Annotated in this window: 17 protein-coding genes; 6 read left to right on the top strand and 11 right to left on the bottom strand. The window is 58.5% G+C overall.

All coding sequences use genetic code 11. From position 1 onward, the window contains the following. Window positions 1-23: 23 nt before the first annotated feature. Window positions 24-1,823 carry an SLC13 family permease gene (locus tag HUO14_RS15975; RefSeq protein ID WP_176280824.1) on the top strand — a complete coding sequence of 600 codons (1,800 nt, stop codon included), beginning with the start codon at window positions 24-26 and terminating at the stop codon, window positions 1,821-1,823. Between the two features lie 73 nt (window positions 1,824-1,896). Next, a complete protein-coding gene (locus HUO14_RS15970; RefSeq protein ID WP_176280823.1) occupies window positions 1,897-3,135 on the top strand; it encodes a dicarboxylate/amino acid:cation symporter in 1,239 nt (412 codons plus the stop codon). A 4-nt stretch (window positions 3,136-3,139) separates the two neighbouring features. On the opposite strand, the gene HUO14_RS15965 is transcribed toward HUO14_RS15970, so the two are convergent. The 7 genes from HUO14_RS15965 to HUO14_RS15935 all read right to left on the bottom strand — a co-directional run bounded on the left by HUO14_RS15965 (window position 3,140) and on the right by HUO14_RS15935 (window position 10,152). Beyond that, window positions 3,140-3,724 carry an NADPH-dependent FMN reductase gene (locus HUO14_RS15965; RefSeq protein WP_217908049.1) on the bottom strand — a complete coding sequence of 195 codons (585 nt, stop codon included), beginning with the start codon at window positions 3,722-3,724 and terminating at the stop codon, window positions 3,140-3,142. 18 nt (window positions 3,725-3,742) lie between these two features. Then, window positions 3,743-5,032 carry an adenylosuccinate synthase gene (locus HUO14_RS15960; protein WP_176280822.1) on the bottom strand — a complete coding sequence of 430 codons (1,290 nt, stop codon included), beginning with the start codon at window positions 5,030-5,032 and terminating at the stop codon, window positions 3,743-3,745. Window positions 5,033-5,044: 12 nt separating this feature from the next. Further along, on the bottom strand, window positions 5,045-6,160 hold the full coding sequence (locus HUO14_RS15955) for an ATP phosphoribosyltransferase regulatory subunit (protein WP_176280821.1): 1,116 nt from the start codon (window positions 6,158-6,160) through the stop codon (window positions 5,045-5,047). Between the two features lie 64 nt (window positions 6,161-6,224). Next, on the bottom strand, window positions 6,225-7,808 hold the full coding sequence (serA, locus tag HUO14_RS15950; protein WP_176280820.1) for a phosphoglycerate dehydrogenase: 1,584 nt from the start codon (window positions 7,806-7,808) through the stop codon (window positions 6,225-6,227). 109 nt (window positions 7,809-7,917) lie between these two features. Continuing rightward, entirely contained in the window at window positions 7,918-9,090 is a 1,173-nt protein-coding gene (locus HUO14_RS15945; protein ID WP_176280819.1) for a phosphoserine transaminase, read from the bottom strand. Window positions 9,091-9,205: 115 nt separating this feature from the next. Further along, complete coding sequence (locus HUO14_RS15940; RefSeq protein WP_089133429.1) at window positions 9,206-9,517, bottom strand: PepSY domain-containing protein; 312 nt, start codon at window positions 9,515-9,517, stop codon at window positions 9,206-9,208. A gap of 26 nt (window positions 9,518-9,543) precedes the next feature. Continuing rightward, window positions 9,544-10,152, bottom strand: a complete 609-nt coding sequence (locus HUO14_RS15935) for a protein-methionine-sulfoxide reductase heme-binding subunit MsrQ (RefSeq protein ID WP_176280818.1) — start codon at window positions 10,150-10,152, stop codon at window positions 9,544-9,546. A 143-nt stretch (window positions 10,153-10,295) separates the two neighbouring features. Here HUO14_RS15935 and HUO14_RS15930 point away from each other — a divergent pair, with 143 nt between their 5' ends. Then, a complete protein-coding gene (locus tag HUO14_RS15930) occupies window positions 10,296-10,979 on the top strand; it encodes an extensin-like domain-containing protein (RefSeq protein ID WP_176280817.1) in 684 nt (227 codons plus the stop codon). Between the two features lie 50 nt (window positions 10,980-11,029). After that, window positions 11,030-11,899, top strand: a complete 870-nt coding sequence (locus HUO14_RS15925) for an LOG family protein (protein WP_176280816.1) — start codon at window positions 11,030-11,032, stop codon at window positions 11,897-11,899. Window positions 11,900-11,944: 45 nt separating this feature from the next. Here the strand turns inward: HUO14_RS15925 and HUO14_RS15920 are convergent, their stop codons facing one another. After that, window positions 11,945-12,577 (bottom strand): c-type cytochrome, encoded by a 633-nt coding sequence (locus HUO14_RS15920; RefSeq protein WP_176280815.1) that lies wholly within the window; start codon window positions 12,575-12,577, stop codon window positions 11,945-11,947. A 211-nt stretch (window positions 12,578-12,788) separates the two neighbouring features. On the opposite strand from HUO14_RS15920, the gene HUO14_RS15915 reads away from it, so the two are divergent. Further along, complete coding sequence (locus HUO14_RS15915) at window positions 12,789-13,688, top strand: prephenate dehydratase (protein WP_176280875.1); 900 nt, start codon at window positions 12,789-12,791, stop codon at window positions 13,686-13,688. Here the strand turns inward: HUO14_RS15915 and HUO14_RS15910 are convergent. Both HUO14_RS15910 and HUO14_RS15905 read right to left on the bottom strand, forming a co-directional pair. After that, window positions 13,685-14,434, bottom strand: coding sequence for a LytR/AlgR family response regulator transcription factor (locus HUO14_RS15910; RefSeq protein WP_246255729.1), 750 nt, complete (start codon window positions 14,432-14,434; stop codon window positions 13,685-13,687). The genes HUO14_RS15915 and HUO14_RS15910 overlap by 4 nt on opposite strands. Next, complete coding sequence (locus HUO14_RS15905) at window positions 14,431-15,564, bottom strand: sensor histidine kinase (protein WP_176280814.1); 1,134 nt, start codon at window positions 15,562-15,564, stop codon at window positions 14,431-14,433. Before HUO14_RS15905 ends, HUO14_RS15910 begins: the two co-directional genes overlap by 4 nt. A 234-nt stretch (window positions 15,565-15,798) precedes the next feature. Here HUO14_RS15905 and HUO14_RS15900 point away from each other — a divergent pair, with 234 nt between their 5' ends. Next, on the top strand, window positions 15,799-16,350 hold the full coding sequence (locus HUO14_RS15900) for a hypothetical protein (protein ID WP_176280813.1): 552 nt from the start codon (window positions 15,799-15,801) through the stop codon (window positions 16,348-16,350). A gap of 23 nt (window positions 16,351-16,373) precedes the next feature. On the opposite strand, the gene HUO14_RS15895 is transcribed toward HUO14_RS15900, so the two are convergent. Next, window positions 16,374-17,273 (bottom strand): metal-dependent hydrolase, encoded by a 900-nt coding sequence (locus HUO14_RS15895; RefSeq protein ID WP_176280812.1) that lies wholly within the window; start codon window positions 17,271-17,273, stop codon window positions 16,374-16,376. Between the last annotated feature and the right edge of the window lie 95 nt (window positions 17,274-17,368).

The following is a 17,368-nucleotide window of genomic DNA, read 5'->3' as shown; positions in this document are numbered from 1 at the left end:
TTATAGAAGGTTGTTCCTGATCAATGGTTGACCTCATTCTCCATATTCTCAACGAATATATCCAGGCCCACAAGGCGATCATCGGGCTCGTCATTCTCGGCTTCATGTTCGCCGGTTTCGTGATGGAGCGCTTTCCGGCTGCAGTGGTCGCGGTGCTTGGCGCATGTATGTTCTTGTTCCTCGGCATCATCGATTCTGACGGACTGTTCTCGGTCTTTTCCAACACCGCACCGATCACCATCGCGGCCATGTTCATCCTTTCGGGAGCCTTGCTCAGGACCGGGACGATTGACGCGATCGCCGGGTTCATCATCAAACGGGCCAAGCAACACCCCAAATTGGCGGTCGCGGAGATGTTTCTGGGCGCCTTTGTCGCCTCCGCCTTCATGAACAACACGCCGGTTGTGATCGTCCTGATTCCGATCATCATCCGCCTGTCGCGGGCGACCGGCTTCTCGTCCAAGAAATTGCTGATCCCGCTGAGCTTCATCTGCATATTGGGCGGTACGACCACCCTGATAGGAACCTCGACCAACCTGATTGTCGATGCGGTTGCCCGCGATCAGGGGCTCGCCGGGTTCGGGATTTTCGAGATCACGCCTTATGGCCTGATTGCCGCGACCGCCGGCACCGTCATGATGGTCCTGTTCAGCAGCTGGCTGCTTCCCGGCGGCCAAGTGCAGGGCGAGTTCGACAGCAACGACGAAAGCGCCTTCCTGACCGAACTGACGGTCCGCCGCAAGGCCACCATAATCGACAGGCAGCTCTCCACCGTTCCCGAATTGCGCCGGGCTGGTCTGGAGGTCACTGCGGTGAAAAGATTGAGCAGCTATATTCGTCATGACCTTGATTCCCACATATTGCGGGCGGGTGACCGGGTGGTGGTGCAGCTCGATCTTGCCGAACTGATCTCGCTGCGAAAATCGGAAGATTTCAAGATCGGAATCGTCCACAAGGGTGATGTCGGGGCGCTGGGCGAAGAGCTGGTCGAGGCGACGGTGGCCCCCAGCCATCCCAGCATCGGCAACCGGCTCTATGACATTCCCTTTCTGTCGCAGCTGAACGTCCGCGTTCTCGGGATGACCCGCTATCGCAACCTGCCGCGGTCCGATCTGACCAATGCCCGTATCCACGCGGCCGACCGCTTGCTGGTGACCGGTTCCAGCGAAGATATCCGCCGCATGTATCAGAACCCCAATCTGTTCGGGGTCGGGCAGACCAAAATCCGTGCCTTTCGCCGGGACCGTGCGCCGATTGCGATCGGTGCACTGGTCGCGGTGGTGGTTCTTGCTGCGCTCAACGTCATTCCGCTTGCGGTCGCCGCCATATTGGCGGTGGGCGCAATCCTGTTGGCCCGTTGTATCGATGCGGAAGAAGCATGGGGTTCGATCGACGGCAATGTTCTCGTCCTGATATTCGGGATGCTGGCCGTGGGTCTTGGTCTGGAACAGGCCGGCAGCGTCAACCTGCTGGTTGCCGAACTGACACCGTTTCTCCGCGAGGTGCCGCCCTGGGGGCTGGTATTTGCAATCTATATCCTGTCGGTGATCATGACCGAAATCGTGACGAACAACGCGGTCGCGATCATCATCACGCCGATAGCGATAGCGCTGGGCACTGATCTGGGCGTCGATCCACGGCCGCTGGTGATCGCGGTGATGTTTGCCGCTTCGGCCAGCTTTGCGACGCCAATCGGCTATCAAACCAACACATTGGTCTATGCGGCCGGCAATTACCGGTTCACCGATTTCTTCAAGGCCGGTATTCCGCTCACCTTCGGGGTTGGCCTGTCAACCTGCCTGGCGATTAGCTTCTGGATGTAGCACGGCTCTAAACGCTTGCCGCCCTCTGTTGCGGAGGATAGATATGCGCAGGGACAAAGGGGAATAATTCAATATGCTGGCTTTCTGGTTCAAGATTCCGCTTTGGCAGCGGGTCATCGCGGCGCTCATACTCGGTGTTGTCACCGGACTAATCTGGGGGCCCGAGTCAGAAACCATCAAATGGATCGGCGATTTCTTCATCAAGGCGATCAAGATGCTGGTCGTCCCCCTGATCTTCTTCTCGCTGGTTGCCGGCGTCGCGGCGCTCGGCGATCTCAAGAAACTGGGCAGCGTGGGTGGACGGGCGATGCTCCTGTTCGTGATAACCGGACAGATTGCCGCCTGGCTGGGGCTGGCGCTCGGGACATTCTTCCAGCCCGGAAAGGGCGTCGATACCGACGCCATCGAAATGGGCGATACGCCTGCGCCCAATGATACCACCGCCGTCGACATGATTCTCTCGATCGTTCCCGACAGCCCTGTTCAGGTTATGGCCGATGTTCGCGTATTGCCGCTGATCGTCTTCGCCCTGCTGATCGGCATCGGCATACTGATGGCTAAGGAAGATGGAAAGCCGCTGGCCAGGATCTTCGATAGCGGTGCCATCGTGATGCAGAAGGTCACGATGATCGTGATGGAACTGACGCCTTTTGGTGTGTTCGCGCTGATGGCCTGGGTCGCCGGCACATTGGGCATAGATGCGCTGCTCTCGCTGGCGCAGCTGGTCGGGCTCAATTATCTCGGCTGCCTGCTGATCATCGGCATCGTCTATTCGGGAATGATCAAATTCGTCGCGAAACTGCCGGTAATCGATTTCTTCCGCGGCATCGTCGATGCGATAGCGGTCAGCTATTCTACCGCCTCCTCCAACGCGACCCTGCCGGTCACGCTGCGCTGCGTCGAACGCAATCTGGGTGTCCGCAATTCCGTGGCGAGCTTCGTCGTTTCCCTTGGGGCGACGATCAACATGAATGGCACCGCCATGTATCTCGGTCTCGCGACCCTGTTCGGCGCGCAGATTTTTGGCGTCGATCTCAGCTTTGGCGATTATGTCCTGATCTCGATCACTTCAACTCTCGGCGCGATCGGCGCAGCGGGCATCCCGGGAGCGGGCCTGATCATGATGGCGCTGGTCTTTGGCAGCGTCGGCGTGCCGCTCGAAACCATCGCCTTTGTCGCCGGCGTCGACCGGATCATGGACATGATGCGCACGACCACCAATGTCTCGGGAGATGCCGCAGTCGCGGTGACGGTCGCCTCGATGACCGGAGAGATCGACCGGGCGGAAATGATCTCCGCGGACGACGTCTAGGATATTAGTAGGGAGGGTCTTTTCTGGAGCGCTGGGCCTTGGCGGCTTCGGCCCACCACCTCAGATCGTCCGCAAATTTTGGAAAATTGCGGGCGAGCCGATCTCCGTCACTGCCCGTGGGTGCCCCCGTTTCGTCGAAGGCCTTGTGGACGCCGCCCAGTGCCAGGGGCATCGACGTCACAACCATTCCCATTTCGCCCAATATCGCGCGCCAGTGCATCATGGAGCGAACACCGGCAAACGGGCCCGCAGAATAGCTGGCAATCGCTGCAGGCCGCCAGAACCATTCTTCCAGAAAATGGTCCGTAAGATTCTTCAGTCCCGGCTGGACACCCCAATTATATTCGCCTGCGACAAACACAAATCCGTCGGCATTTCGAATGACGGATGCGACTTTCTCCATCGATTCCGGGGCTTCGCCCGCCGGATATTCCTTGTACATCCGGTCAAGCATGGGGAGGTCAACCTCCTGCGCATCGACCAGGTCAACGCTGTCTCCGCCCTCGGCAAAGCTTCGGGCAAGATATTGAGCATAGGCAATGCCATTGCGATCTCGTCGATATGAACCGTAAAAAACCGCAATTTGCATATCAATGTCCTTATGCTTTTAATCCGCAAACGGATCGGTCACCAATATCGTATCTTCACGCTCCGGCGAAGTGCTCACCAAAGCCACCGGACACTGGATCAATTCCTCGACCCGCTTGATATATTTGATCGCCTGCGCCGGCAAATCAGCCCAGCTGCGCGCGCCTGCGGTGGATTCGCTCCAGCCTTGCATGGTCTCGTAAATCGGTTTGACCGCGGCCTGATCCTGATGGTGCGGCGGCAGATAGTCATAGGTCATGCCATTCAGATCATAGCCGACACAGATTTTCAGTTCCTTGAAGCCGTCGAGCACGTCGAGTTTGGTCAGGGCGATGCCATGGACACCGGACACGGCCAGAGCCTGCCGGACCAGTACCGCATCGAACCAGCCGCAACGCCGCTGCCTGCCGGTAACCGTTCCGAATTCATGGCCACGTTCGCCAAGCCGCTGGCCGATATCGTCGTCCAGCTCGGTCGGGAAGGGGCCGGAACCGACGCGGGTCGTGTAAGCCTTGGTGATACCGAGGACATAGCCGGTACCGGATGGTCCGATGCCGGAGCCGCCAGCCGCCGTGCCCGAAATGGTATTGGAGCTGGTGACAAAGGGATAGGTGCCGTGGTCGACATCCAGCAGCACGCCCTGCGCGCCCTCGAACAATATGCGCTTGCCGTCGCGCCGCGCTTCGTTGAGCCGTTTCCAGACCGGCTGGGCATATTGCAATACGCTGTCGGCAATTTCCTTCAGGTCGTTCAGCAGACGCTCGCGGTCAACCGGCGGTTCGCCAAAGCCGGCGCGCAACGCGTCATGATGGGCGCAGAGCCGGTCGAGCTGCGGGCCGAGATCGTCGAGATGGGCGAGATCGCACACCCGGATCGCCCGGCGGCCGACCTTGTCTTCATAGGCCGGGCCAATGCCGCGCCGGGTCGTGCCTATCTTGCCCTTGCCGCTGGCGTCCTCGCGCATGGCATCGAGATCGCGGTGGATCGGCAGGATCAGCGGGCAGGTTTCGGCAATGCCGAAATTGTCTGTATTGATAGCGACGCCCTGGCTTTCCAGCTTCGCAATTTCCTCCCGCAAATGCCACGGGTCGAGGACCACGCCATTGCCGATGATCGACAACGCGCCGCGCACGATACCCGAGGGCAGCAGCGACAATTTGTAGACGGCACCATCGACAACCAGCGTGTGGCCGGCATTATGTCCACCCTGGAAGCGGACGACAACGTCGGCGCGTTCGGACAGCCAGTCGACAATCTTGCCCTTGCCCTCATCGCCCCATTGCGCGCCGATTACCGTTACATTGGCCATGGATTCACTTTCCTATAATGGTTCCGGCTGATCGCCGTTCAAGATATGCGTACAACCAAGCGCCTGCGCCTGATCCTTGTCGGACAGAGCCGCGACCGTGCGCCAGCCAGCGTCACGCAGGCGGGCTGCCGCTGCGCGGTCATGTCCGACAGGCAAGAATATCTGGTCGCGGAGCTGCGCTCCGAAGCCGGCGTCGATCAGCGGATTGGGGTAAAGCGAAAAGCCGACTGCAGCTTCGGTGTTGCCATCGGGACGATTGATCTGATAGCTGCCGCCGCGTCCCAGCGCGCCTATAAAAGTATCGGCATAGAGCGTGAAGCCGAACCAGTTCTGATATTCAAATCCGTGTCGTTCGGTCGGGTCCAGCGTGAGGCTCGCCTTGCCCTTGATGCTTGCCGCGATCTGCGAAACACCGTCCAGCCGCGTGTCGAGCAGTCCATCGGTATCAAACGCGCGCAATCTGGCCATCGCCTCGTCAAACGGGCCGGTTGCTTCAATCAGCGGCAGATAGCCGGTTGCGCCGATCGCGCTGAGGCCGCCGGCATCTTTCATGTCCAGTTCGCTGCGTACCTCGTCGATCTGGGTCTGGTTCAGCGGCAACGGGCCCGCCGCCAATATGTCAATCAGGTCGGGCAGGGTGAAATCAACCGTGATGCCGGTGACACCCGCTCGTTCCAGCGCTTCGATCGCGACCGAGACAATCTCGCTGGCGGCGATGACGCTGTCGTTGCCGATCAGCTCTGCCCCGATTTGCAAACGGCTGCGTTCCGGCTGCAACTGGCCGGAGCGCAGTTTCAGAACCTGGCCCGAATAGCTCAGTCTCAGCGGGCGGGGCCGGTCGGCAAGGCTTGTGGTCGCAATCCGGCCGATCTGTACCGTCATGTCCGGCCGCAATGCCAGCGTGCGTTGCGAAATCGGATCGACAAAACGCATCAGGTCGCTGCTCGACGCACCCTGCATCCGCTCGGCCAGGCCGTCCTCATATTCCGCGAGTGGCGGCGACACACGGGCATAGCCATGGCTGGCCAGCGTATCGAGTACATCGCGCTCCAGTCGCGATGCCGCCTCGGCAAAAGGCGGCAACGCGTCATGGAATCCTTCGGGCAAGAGATTGGATGGCGTTCTCATGGCCTGCTCCATAGCCCAAGCAAAGGCTCAGGCCATCCTTTTTCTTGGCTTTTGGCCGTTCAATCTAAAAGCGCAGGGCCTTGACCGTTTTGACGCCTTCCAGCTGACAAACGGACCAGAGCACTGGCTCTTCAACCGGCGAATCGATCGAAAGCAGCAACACCGCTTCGCCACCCGGCGCATCGCTGCGACGGCCGAGGTGGAAGGTACCGATATTGACGCCGGCTGCGCCAAGCGTCGAACCGACGCTGCCGATAAAGCCGGGCTGATCCTGGTTGACGACATAGAGCATGTCGCCTTCGAGATCGGCTTCGACCTTGATGCCGAACATCTCGACCAGCCGCGGGCCGGAAGATCCGAACAGGGTGCCGGCAACCGATTTTTCGCCTTCGTCGGTGGTCACGGAAACGCGGACCAACGTGTGATAGTCGCCTTCACGCTCGTGGCGGATTTCGCGAACGTCAAGGCCGCGTTCTTTCGCCAGATAGGGCGCGTTGACCATGTTGACCGTGTCGCTATAGGCGCGCATCAGGCCGGCCAGCACCGCTGCCGTAATCGGCTTCTGGTCCAGTTCGGCGGCCGCGCCTTCCACTTCGACGGAGACACCCTTGATCTGGTCAGCGGCGAGCTGGCCGACAAGCGAACCCAATTGGGTGGCAAGCGTCATATAGGGTTTCAGCTTCGGAGCCTGTTCGGCGGAAAGGCTGGGCATGTTGAGCGCGTTTTCGACGCCGCCGTTGACCAGATAATCGGCCATCTGCTCGGCCACCTGGATTGCGACATTGACCTGGGCTTCGCTGGTGGAAGCACCCAGATGCGGCGTACAAATAAGGTTTGGCGCGCCGAACAACGGGTTTTCCTTCGCCGGCTCCTGGGCGAACACATCGAGCGCAGCGCCCGCGACATGGCCTGATTCCAGAGCATCCTTCAACGCCGCTTCGTCGATCAATCCGCCGCGCGCGCAGTTGATGATACGAACGCCCGGCTTGGTCTTGGCCAGCGCTTCGGCAGACAGGATATTGCGCGTCTGGTCGGTGAGCGGGGTGTGCATGGTGATAAAGTCGGCGCGGGCGAGCAGATCGTCCAGCGAGACTTTTTCGACACCCATTTCAACGGCCCGCTCTTCGGTCAGGAACGGGTCATAGGCCACAACCTTCATCCGCAGGCCAATGGCGCGTTCGGCGACGATCGAGCCGATATTGCCGGCACCGATCAGGCCAAGCGTCTTGCTGGTCAGCTCGACGCCCATGAATTTGGACTTTTCCCATTTGCCGGCTTGGGTCGACGCGTCGGCGGAGGGAAGCTGGCGCGCGAGAGCGAACATCAGGGCGATGGCATGTTCTGCCGTGGTGATGCTGTTGCCGAACGGGGTGTTCATGACCACAACGCCCTTGGCGGAGGCGGCAGGAATATCGACATTGTCGACACCGATTCCGGCGCGTCCAACCACTTTCAGATTGGTTGCCGCTTCCAGTATTTCAGGCGTGACCGTGGTCGAGGAGCGAATGGCAAGGCCGTCATATTCGCCGATGATCTTCATCAGCTCTTCTGGCGTCTGGCCGGTGATTTCGTCAACTTCGCAGCCACGCTCGCGGAAAATCTCGGCGGCTTTCGGGTCCATTTTGTCGGATATAAGTACTTTTGGCATGATAATGTTCCTTGTCGGAATGATCGCACCGGCACGGGCCGGCTTAAAGACCAATGGCGCTATCGCAGGACATTGGTCTGGCCCCGGCTCTCGCCGGGGCGACACAAGTTCAGGAAAGTTCGGCTTTCACCTGAGCATAAGCCCATTCGATCCACAGCAGCAGACGGCGAATGTCTTCCTGCTCGACCGTCGAACCGCACCAGATGCGCAGCGACGGCGGTGCATCACGATAGCCGTTGAAGTCGTAGGCAATGTCCATTTTCTCGAGCATTGCGGCGATCTTCTTGGGCACGGAGGCCTTGGCATCGTCGTCGAGACCGTCATACCAGTTGCCCTGGAACACCATGCAGACGCCGGTGTTGGTCCATTTTGCCGGATCGCTGACCATGTTGCGCATCCACGGCGTGGCTTCGATCCAGTCGTGAACGGTTTTCGCGTTGCGGTCCGCGCGGGCATGCAGTTCGGGCAGGCCGCCGATCGACTTGGCCCATTCGAGCGAAGCGATATAGTCTTCGGTGGCAAGCAGCGATGGCGTGTTGATCGTCGCGCCTTCAAAGATCGCGGTATTGAGCTTGTCGCCCTTTTTCACCCGGAAGATTTTCGGCAGCGGCCAGGACGGGCTGTAGCTTTCGATCCGTTCGACGGCGCGCGGGCTGAGGATCAGCATGCCGTGACCGGCTTCCGATCCCATGACCTTCTGCCAGCTGTAGGTGGTGGCATCGAGCTTGGACCAGTCCATCGGCTGGGCAAAGACGGCGCTGGTTGCGTCGTTGATCGTGACACCTTCGCGGTCGTCGGCGATCCAGTCGGTGTTTGGAATTTTCGCGCCCGAGGTCGTGCCGTTCCAGGTGAAGACAATATCGTCACCCTTGTCGATCGAGGTCAGGTCGGGAATTTCGCCATAATCGGCTTCAAGGACGGTCAGATTGGCAGGTTTGAGCTGCTTGACGGCGTCCTGAATCCAGACATTGCCGAAGCTTTCCCATGCGGCAACGGTCACCGGGCGGGCGCCCAGCATGTTCCACATCGCCAGTTCGACGGCGCCGGTATCGGAGGCCGGCACGATGCCGATCAGATAGTCGTCGGGGATGCCGAGCAGCTCGCGACTAAGGTCGATCGCATATTTCAGACGCGCCTTGCCGGTCGCGGAACGGTGCGAACGACCCATGGCGATGGTGTTGATCTTGTCGAGGGACCAGCCGGGGAATTTGGCTGTCGGACCCGAAGAAAAATTCGGGCAGTCAGGACGCAATTCTGGCGTCGGTACATTGGTATCAGTCATTTAAACGCTTCTCCTTACAGAGAGCTCGCGCGGCGTTGGGACCGCGTGGCCCGGCGCCGCTTTGTATGGTGCGGCGCAGCATGTCAAGCGCGATCTTGGTTGCGAATGATACCGTCTATTGCTTGCGGAAAAGAATCTCGCCGCGGCGTGAAACCAGCAGTTTTTCGAGCGATACAGGGTGGAAATAGGCTTCTACGCGGTCACCTTCGGGGGTGGTGCCATAGACTTCGTAGCAGCCGCCATCGATCTTCGATTTTTTGATCGTCCAGCCTTTTTTGACCAGATCGGCTTTCAGCTCGTCCTGCGTTTTCCAACCGGATTGCGGACCCGCTTCGCAGCTCATCTTGCCGGTCGCAAGGGCAGGGGAGGACAGGCCTGCGGTGGCGATCAAGGCAGTCGCAGCAGCGGTGATTACAGAATATTTCATTGTCAGTTTCTCCAGATCAATTCGGTCTACAGCGATTCGCGCTGCGTCAGTCCATTATTTCTTCTGCCATATATGATAATGACTCTCAATAGCTCCAATAGCAGAAGCGGAATAAAATGTGCCAGGGCCCCGCCTACGCCATCGTGGATTAACAGCCAATGAGCAAGCGTCAGCAGCGCGGCGATATAGACCAGTCGTTGCAAATGCTTCCAACTTTGTTTCAGGCGCCGCATCGACAGGTTGTTGCTGGTCACAGCCAGCGGCACAAAGACTAACAGGGCCGCCCAGCCGGTCCAGATGCCCGGCGCCCAGAATTCGGCCAATATGGGCTCGAGAGCCTCCATGTCGATGATGTAGAATATCAGGTGGAGCATGCCATATCCAAAGGCAGCAAGTCCGAAGGACCGGCGTCGCTTCATCATCCATGCGATCCACTGCCGGTTCCCGAATATAACGGATAGCGGTGTGATGATCATGGCGACGATCATGAACCGGGCCGAGAATTCTCCCGTCGGATGGAGCATGTCCATCGCGATGATATCGCCGGCCAAATATCCGCGGACCATCAGAATTGCCGGTATCGACAATAATATCCAGAAGACCGGCAGGCTGTTCAATTTCCGCAAAATTTTCATGCCATTGTCTTGGATATTGCGGGCCGGATGGTCCAGTATAAAATTGTCGCAACTTGTCGCCTGGCCGGTGTGACGCCGTGGAAGGAAAAAATTAACCACGGCCATCAGGCTAAAATTAACCATCTTGTGCCATAGATAAGAACATGAAATTCACCTTAGACGACAAACGCCGAGGGCGAACAATCGCGACTCTGGGACTGGTCTCGCTGTTGCTCAGCGCCTGTGGAGCGATACCCTCCGGAAACGGAAGCGGGTCGCAACGGCCTCAGGCCTCCGCCGGTCTCGGCTCTTTCGATCCATCGCCTTCCGCGCGGCAATGTTTCAGTGACCTCGGAAAGGCAAATGTCCGCTTTTCACCGCTGCCCAATCGGCAGTTCAGCGGCGGATGCAGCCAGATCGACAGTATCAAGCTGCTCGATGTCGGGGCGGATGTGACCAATCTCGGTCCGGTCAAATGCGAGCTGGCAAGCAAATTTGCCGCATGGACCGAATATGCCGTCAAACGCGCAGCCCGCCAGTATCTCGGCAGCGATCTGCAGCGTATCGAAACCATGGGCAGCTACAGTTGCCGGAACATCGCTGGCTCGGGTAAATTGTCGCAACATGCGCATGCCAATGCGATTGACGTATCCGCCTTCGTGCTGACCGACGGGCGGCGAATCACGGTTGAAAACAACTGGCAGAGCGGACGCCGCGAAATGCAGTTTCTCGCGGCGATCCACGACAGCGCCTGCAAGCGTTTCGGTACCGTGCTCAGCCCCGATTATAACGCCGCCCATCGCAACCATTTCCATCTCGACATGAGCGGCAACGGATATTGTCGTTAGGCTCGACAAGGCCACTGGCCAGTCGTTAATCTATGCGTTAGGGCTGGCCGATGACAAATAAAGATCTCCACGACCACCGTTTTCACCACGCCAAGCAGGAAGCCGAATTCGCCGAAAAGGCAGCGGTCAGCACGGCTCAGACCCGGGACCCGGCCTATCGGCTGGCCTTTCAGGATACCGAGTTTCTGCTCCGCGAAGAATTGCGTCCGGTCCGGTTCCAGCTCGAACTGCTAAAGCCCGAAATGCTGCTTGACGAAGCGAACATCGGATCGACACTGGTGATGTACGGTTCCGCGCGCATCCCCGAGCCCGACAAGGCCGATGCGCTGATCGAGGCGGCGCCGGACGAGGAATCCCGCAGGATCGCCGTGCGCCTCAAAGAAAAAGCCAAATATTATGACGAAGCCCGCAATCTTGCTCGCTTGGCCAGCGCCTGCGGCATTTCCAGCGACGGCAAGCGCGACTTCGTCGTCTGCTCCGGCGGCGGGCCGTCGATCATGGAGGCGGCCAATCGCGGCGCTGCCGATGTCGGCAAAGAGTCGATCGGTCTCAACATTGTCTTGCCGCACGAGCAAGCGCCCAATGAATATGTGACGCCTTCGCTCAGCTTCCAGTTCCACTATTTCGCTCTGAGGAAGATGCACTTCCTGCTCCGGGCGAGAGCGGTAGCCGTGTTTCCGGGCGGATTTGGCACGCTGGATGAGTTTCTCGAACTGGTTACGCTGGTCCAGACCGGCAAGATGGAACCGCTTCCGATATTATTGTTCGGCAAGGACTTCTGGAACCGGGTGGTCAACTTCGACGCCCTGGCCGACGAGGGCACGATCAGCCGCAAGGATCTCGAGCTGTTCCAGTTTGTCGAAACCGCGGACGAGGCCTGGGATGTTATCCAGAAATTTTACGAACTGGACTGCGGCTAGAGCAATAAAGGCGGCCTGCGTTTGGGCCGCCTTATTCCTTGCCAGCTATTCTGCGGTTGCCGCTGCGTCTGCTTCTACCGCTTCAACGGCTTCGGCGTCCGTGCCAGCTTCCGCTTCGGCGGCTTCTTCCGCCGGTGCTTCTTCGATCACCGGTGCGGCTGGCAGGGCTATGTTCGATCCCTGCGCGTTCAGATAGACCATCAAATTGGCGCGATCTTCCGCCTTGCCGAGACCGGCGAAGGTCATCTTTGTGCCATCGGCATATTTGCGAGGCGACTTCAGCCACGCATCCATATTCGTCCAGTCCCAATTGCCTTCTTTGCTTTTCAAAGCGTCGCTATAGGCAAAGCCGGCGACATGGGCGTGCGGCTTGCCCATGGTGTCCCAGAGATTCGGACCGATGCCATTGGCACCGCCCTGGTTGATCGTGTGGCATGCTGCGCATTTGGCGAAAACTTTTTCGCCTGCGGCGGCATCGGCGGTTTGCAGCAAGGTCTCGATCGACGGACCGGCATCAGCAGCGCCACCTGAGGATTCAACGCCTTCGATTTCGAAACCCATGACTTCTGGGCGCTCGTGCTTTCCGGCGTGAAAATATTTTCCGCTAACGATGGAAAATCCGAGGGCGGCGATGCCGCCAGCCAGTACCCAGCCTGCGATGGTGTTGCTGTTGCTCATATATTCTCTCAAACCCCTGAGTGAGCGGCGGCCGAGGGCCTGCCAAATTTGTGCTGTCTGTAAAGAGGCCTACGAACCAAAGCAAGGCCTCAATTGCCGCCAAACATGCAATTGTGGGTGTAAAATATCGATCGTCACATTCATCGGGCCAGTAATTTCTTGCCCCGCGCGGTCCCGTTCGACTATCGCTTCGCTGCAAAAGAGGGGCATGATGGACAGCTTTCCGAAAAACGCATTGGGCATGGTCAGGAAAATGACCGAAAAAGGCGCTGAAATGCCGGAAAAGGCGATTGCCTTTCAGGGCGCGCCCGGTGCCAATTCCCATCTCGCTGCGCTCGATTATGCGGCTGACGGCCTCCCGGTTCCCTGCTTCTCCTTCGAGGACGCCATCGATGCGGTCAAACAGGGCACCGCAGGCTGCGCGATCATCCCGATTGAAAATTCGCTCCACGGCCGGGTTGCCGACATTCACTTCCTGCTGCCCGAATCGGGCCTCCATATTGTCGACGAATATTTCATGCCGATCGCACATTGTCTGATGGCGAAATCTGCCGATGCCGAAATCAGGACGGCGATGAGCCATCCCCAGGCGCTCGGCCAGTGCCGCCATTATCTGCGCAAGCGCGGGATCATTCCGGTAGCCTATGCCGACACGGCTGCGGCGGCAGCATTTGTGGCCCAGTCCGACGACCCCCATGCCGCGGCTATCGCGCCCCGGCTCGCCGCGCAAATTTACGGCCTGCAACCGCTCGAGGATGCGATCGAGGATTCGCCGGACAATATCACCCGCTTTGTCATATTGGCGCCCGAGGCGACAATGCCCGAAGCCGATGGTCCGTTGATGACGACCTTTGTGTTCGAGGTAAAAAATATTCCGGCCGCCCTGTATAAGGCGATGGGCAGCTTTGCGACCAACGGCGTCAACATGACCAAGCTGGAAAGCTATCAGCAGGGCAGCAGTTTTGCGGCGACTGAATTCTACACCGATATCGAAGGCGCTCCCGGCGATCCGGCGGTCGATCGGGCGCTTGAGGAACTCGGCTTTCACTGCAATAGCGTACGGATATTGGGAACCTACCGGCAGGCCCGGCCCCGGACGGTGGCAGGCTAGCGTCCAGCCAGTTTCTTCGCTTCTGCCAGATGGGTCCGACCGATACGGATTTCCGTGTCACATTTGAGACAGGCGATCCACACGCCGCCGCCGTCATGGCGCAGGCCGGCAATCCAGTCGCGCCGGACCAGATGCGAGCGGTGGAGACGGATGAATTCTTCCGGATTGAGCCTTTCTTCCAGGCCGGTGATCGTCTGGTGCAGCAGATAGCTGACGGGGCCGACGTGCAGCCGCATATAGTCGCGCTCGGCCTCGACCCGGTCGATTTCGGTGGCGACGATGCGTCGCAGTTCGGATTTATACGGTACCCAGAATTCTTCCGCCCAGGGTGAATCTTCCGCCTCGTCGTTGCGGGGTTCGGCGGTGCGTTCCCTTACCCGCGAGATCGCCAGGGTCAGCCGCTCGTTCTCGACCGGTTTCAGGACATAGTCGATGGCCGCAACATCAAACGCCTCGACCGCAAAACGATCAAAAGCTGTTACGAATATGATTGCCGGAGCATCGCTCTTGCCGGACAATGCCCGTGCGACATCCAGCCCGTCCTTGCCCGGCATGGCGATGTCGAGCAGCAGCAGATCCGGTTGCAACTGTTCGGTCAGGCGCAGCGCCGCTTCGCCATCGCTGGCGGTGCCGATCAGGTCTATGTCGGCTTGCCGCGCGCAAAGCAGCTGCAGCCGTTCGATCGCAAGCGGTTCATCGTCGACAATCAGGGTCTTGAGCGGGCGGGCTTCGATATCGTCCATCATGGGTTATCCAGCATCAGTGGCAAGGTTAATTGGGCAATATAGCCGCCTTTTTCCGGACGGACAGTCTGCAGGCTGGCCTGTCGGCCAAAGCGGGTTTCCAGACGATCGCGGACATTGGCGAGGCCGATTCCGCTGCTGGGACCATTGTCATCCAGATCGACCGGACGCCGGTCCCCGTCATCGGCAACCGTCAGGATCAGATTGTCACCCTCGGACCGCGCGCTGATCGAAATGGTCACCGGGCGCTTGCTGTGGGCGACGCTGTGCTTGATCGCATTTTCGACCAGCGGCTGGAGGATCAGGCCGGGTACCAGCACGCCGAGCAGTTCGTCGGGAATGCTGACGCTTGTTCTGAGCCGTTTGGGAAAGCGGACCGCCTCGATATCGAGATAGAGATTTTGCAGGTGCACCTCTTCCGACAAGGGCACATCCTCGAGCGGGTCGCCCGACAGGCTGGTGCGATAGAATTTCGACAGGTTGAGGATCATTTCCTCCGCCTCTTCCGGCTGACTGCGCATCACCAGTGTGCTCAGGCTGTTGAGGGTGTTGAACAGGAAATGCGGATTGACCTGATAGCGCAGCGACCGCAGTTCGGCATCCTGGGCTGCCTGGGCAAAACGTGCCGCCTTGCGCTCCACCTGCCGGACTTCCCCGGCATAGCTCAGGGTCAGATACAGGGACGCCCAGCTGATGACGAAGAAAAAGCGCGAGGTGGCATCTTCGGAAATGGATTTCAGCGCAAAATTGTCCTGCGCGAGATATTCCCGCATCTTCTCGACATGGGCCTCGTCCCACAGGTTCTCCGGATAATAGATATTGAAGACATAATGGTTCATCGAAGCGATGATGATGGCGCAGGGAATGGATGCGGCGAATGCCGTGATGATCCGGGTCGATAGCGCCTTGTCCTCGAATTGCCGGAGAAACAAGTACAGCAGATAGGTGATGCCAATCCCGAAGATCGTCACGATGACCCTTCGTGACGCCATTTCACCCTGGGCCGGCCAATCACCGATTGAGACCCGCAACGTCAGGATGATCACATAGAAAAGCCAGAATCCCAGAATCGACAGGATAGCAACCTGATGTCCGACCGACGGCTTGTGGCTTCCAAGTTCAAATTTTCTCATATGCATTCAGTTCATGGTTCGTACGCAGCTTAGGACAATATGGTATCAATTGTCTCTAGGGGAATCGTGACCGGTCGAAACAGGCTTGCGGTTGGTCGAAACTTTCTAAGCCTGGCGCGCAATATTCCAATTTTTGCCGCCTCCCGCCAAATAAAGGCGCGGGATTTTAATCAATTGCTAACCATATTTTGGTCAAGTGTCGGGGTGGGATGATCCAGAGGGAGTCGAGCCGACATGACCAAGGAAATACAACCCGTTCCCGGAGCGATGACTCTGGCGGAGATGAAAGAATTCGCGAGCTTCAGCTCGGCAACCCAACGCTATATCCGGCGTTCGCTTGATGTCGGGCTTGATCGCTCGGATGCCGTCGAGACATGGTCGCGTGATACGGTCGAAGAAGCGGGTATCAAGGTCCAGATGTCCTTGTACCGCCGCCTCGATGCTATTCGCCGGGACATTCCGGAAGATTGCGCCATCGACAGTATCGAGGCTTTCATGCCATCGCTGATCTCGCTGGCCGCCTTCGATCTCGGCCAGGGCCGTATCCACAGCTTTCCGGCCTTTCGCTTTCTCTACGAGCGCCTGCTCGGCCCGGAATCGCGCCCGTGGTTGCCCGGAGCCTTTTGTGCGGCGGCATCGCTACCGCATCTTCATCCGAAAACCCGCAAGGGCTTGCTGCAATCGATCAGCGAAGCGGCCGCAACCGCCCCCGGCTGGTCCAACCGCGAACCCAGTTTCTTCCCCGAATGGGTAGAAAAAGTCGATGTAAGCAAAGCGGCGCACTGACCGCCAATATCTGAAAACGCTATCTAGGCGGTCGCCGGTCGTCCGGTTATCGCCGCTTCATATTCGCTTTCGGCCCGCTGGATCAAATGCCGGTCATCCTCGTTCCACGGATGGAATCCGGGCAGGAAGAATTTGAACCAGGGGATGATGATCGCTCGCGCAATACCGGGCTTGAACAGCAGAAATTTCAGCAGCTTCAATTTTACCCGCCATCCGCTAATGCCGTCCTGCGCAAGCAGGTCGAGCGTGTCGCGCCAGCGGTTGCCCCAGAAATTGCGGGTGATGAGCAGCATCATCAGCGCTTTTACCTGCCAGCGTTTCCGGCGGCTCCAGTCCCTGGTTGCATATAGCCAGGTGTCATAGGCGACGCCCTTGTGCTCAATCTCTTCCAGAGCATGCCAGCACCAAAGGTCGGTGGTTTCCGGATCAGAGCCCTCCCAATGTTTGGGATTGGCGAGAAATTGCTGCGCCATGATCGCGGTGAAATGCTCGAGAATCATCGTTGCCGCCAGATTGGTGATCTTGGGCCGGTCCTTGGTCATTGCCAGCGATTCGGTGATCCGCTTCTCGATCCGGCTCGTGTCATATCCATTTTCCTCGACCCGGCGGTTGAGCGCCAGATGTTCCCGGCTATGGATGATTTCCTGTTTCACAAAGGCGCGGATTTCATTTTGCAATTTGGCGGGCGTACAATCCCGAAATTCCTTGACGCTCTCGATGAAAAAAGCCTCGCCGCGCGGAAAGGTGAGCGACAGGCAATTGTAGAAGGCGGTCGCAACCGGATCGCCATTTTGCCAATATTTTCCCGGCTTATAGTCCGCATCCCGTCCGAAACGGCGGTCCCGCGGAGTAATATCATGGCCCGCCGGTGTCGGCGTGTGAATGGTTTCCGGTTCGGAGCTAAGGGAGCTAAGCATATTCATCAGATGTTTCCATAATGGGAAATGCGGCTTATAGCCGATTGAAGAATAATGAAGGTTACTTACATAAATGTCAATAGCAAAGAGACGTCTATCAC

The sequence above is a fragment of the Parasphingorhabdus flavimaris genome (genome assembly GCF_013371215.1).
Lineage (GTDB): Bacteria > Pseudomonadota > Alphaproteobacteria > Sphingomonadales > Sphingomonadaceae > Parasphingorhabdus > Parasphingorhabdus flavimaris.
Note: the sequence above shows the minus strand (reverse complement) of the source record. Positions and strands in the feature narration are given on the sequence as shown.

What these genes read in the sequence shown, in the direction of transcription:
- HUO14_RS15975 (WP_176280824.1), top strand. Translation starts at nt 24, where the DNA reads ATGGTTGACCTCATTCTCCATATTCTCAACGAATATATCCAGGCCCAC.
- HUO14_RS15970 (WP_176280823.1), top strand. Translation starts at nt 1,897, where the DNA reads ATGCTGGCTTTCTGGTTCAAGATTCCGCTTTGGCAGCGGGTCATCGCG.
- HUO14_RS15965 (WP_217908049.1), bottom strand. Translation starts at nt 3,724, where the DNA reads ATGCAAATTGCGGTTTTTTACGGTTCATATCGACGAGATCGCAATGGC.
- HUO14_RS15960 (WP_176280822.1), bottom strand. Translation starts at nt 5,032, where the DNA reads ATGGCCAATGTAACGGTAATCGGCGCGCAATGGGGCGATGAGGGCAAG.
- HUO14_RS15955 (WP_176280821.1), bottom strand. Translation starts at nt 6,160, where the DNA reads ATGAGAACGCCATCCAATCTCTTGCCCGAAGGATTCCATGACGCGTTG.
- serA (WP_176280820.1), bottom strand. Translation starts at nt 7,808, where the DNA reads ATGCCAAAAGTACTTATATCCGACAAAATGGACCCGAAAGCCGCCGAG.
- HUO14_RS15945 (WP_176280819.1), bottom strand. Translation starts at nt 9,090, where the DNA reads ATGACTGATACCAATGTACCGACGCCAGAATTGCGTCCTGACTGCCCG.
- HUO14_RS15940 (WP_089133429.1), bottom strand. Translation starts at nt 9,517, where the DNA reads ATGAAATATTCTGTAATCACCGCTGCTGCGACTGCCTTGATCGCCACC.
- HUO14_RS15935 (WP_176280818.1), bottom strand. Translation starts at nt 10,152, where the DNA reads ATGAAAATTTTGCGGAAATTGAACAGCCTGCCGGTCTTCTGGATATTA.
- HUO14_RS15930 (WP_176280817.1), top strand. Translation starts at nt 10,296, where the DNA reads ATGAAATTCACCTTAGACGACAAACGCCGAGGGCGAACAATCGCGACT.
- HUO14_RS15925 (WP_176280816.1), top strand. Translation starts at nt 11,030, where the DNA reads ATGACAAATAAAGATCTCCACGACCACCGTTTTCACCACGCCAAGCAG.
- HUO14_RS15920 (WP_176280815.1), bottom strand. Translation starts at nt 12,577, where the DNA reads ATGAGCAACAGCAACACCATCGCAGGCTGGGTACTGGCTGGCGGCATC.
- HUO14_RS15915 (WP_176280875.1), top strand. Translation starts at nt 12,789, where the DNA reads ATGGACAGCTTTCCGAAAAACGCATTGGGCATGGTCAGGAAAATGACC.
- HUO14_RS15910 (WP_246255729.1), bottom strand. Translation starts at nt 14,434, where the DNA reads ATGATGGACGATATCGAAGCCCGCCCGCTCAAGACCCTGATTGTCGAC.
- HUO14_RS15905 (WP_176280814.1), bottom strand. Translation starts at nt 15,564, where the DNA reads ATGAGAAAATTTGAACTTGGAAGCCACAAGCCGTCGGTCGGACATCAG.
- HUO14_RS15900 (WP_176280813.1), top strand. Translation starts at nt 15,799, where the DNA reads ATGACCAAGGAAATACAACCCGTTCCCGGAGCGATGACTCTGGCGGAG.
- HUO14_RS15895 (WP_176280812.1), bottom strand. Translation starts at nt 17,273, where the DNA reads ATGAATATGCTTAGCTCCCTTAGCTCCGAACCGGAAACCATTCACACG.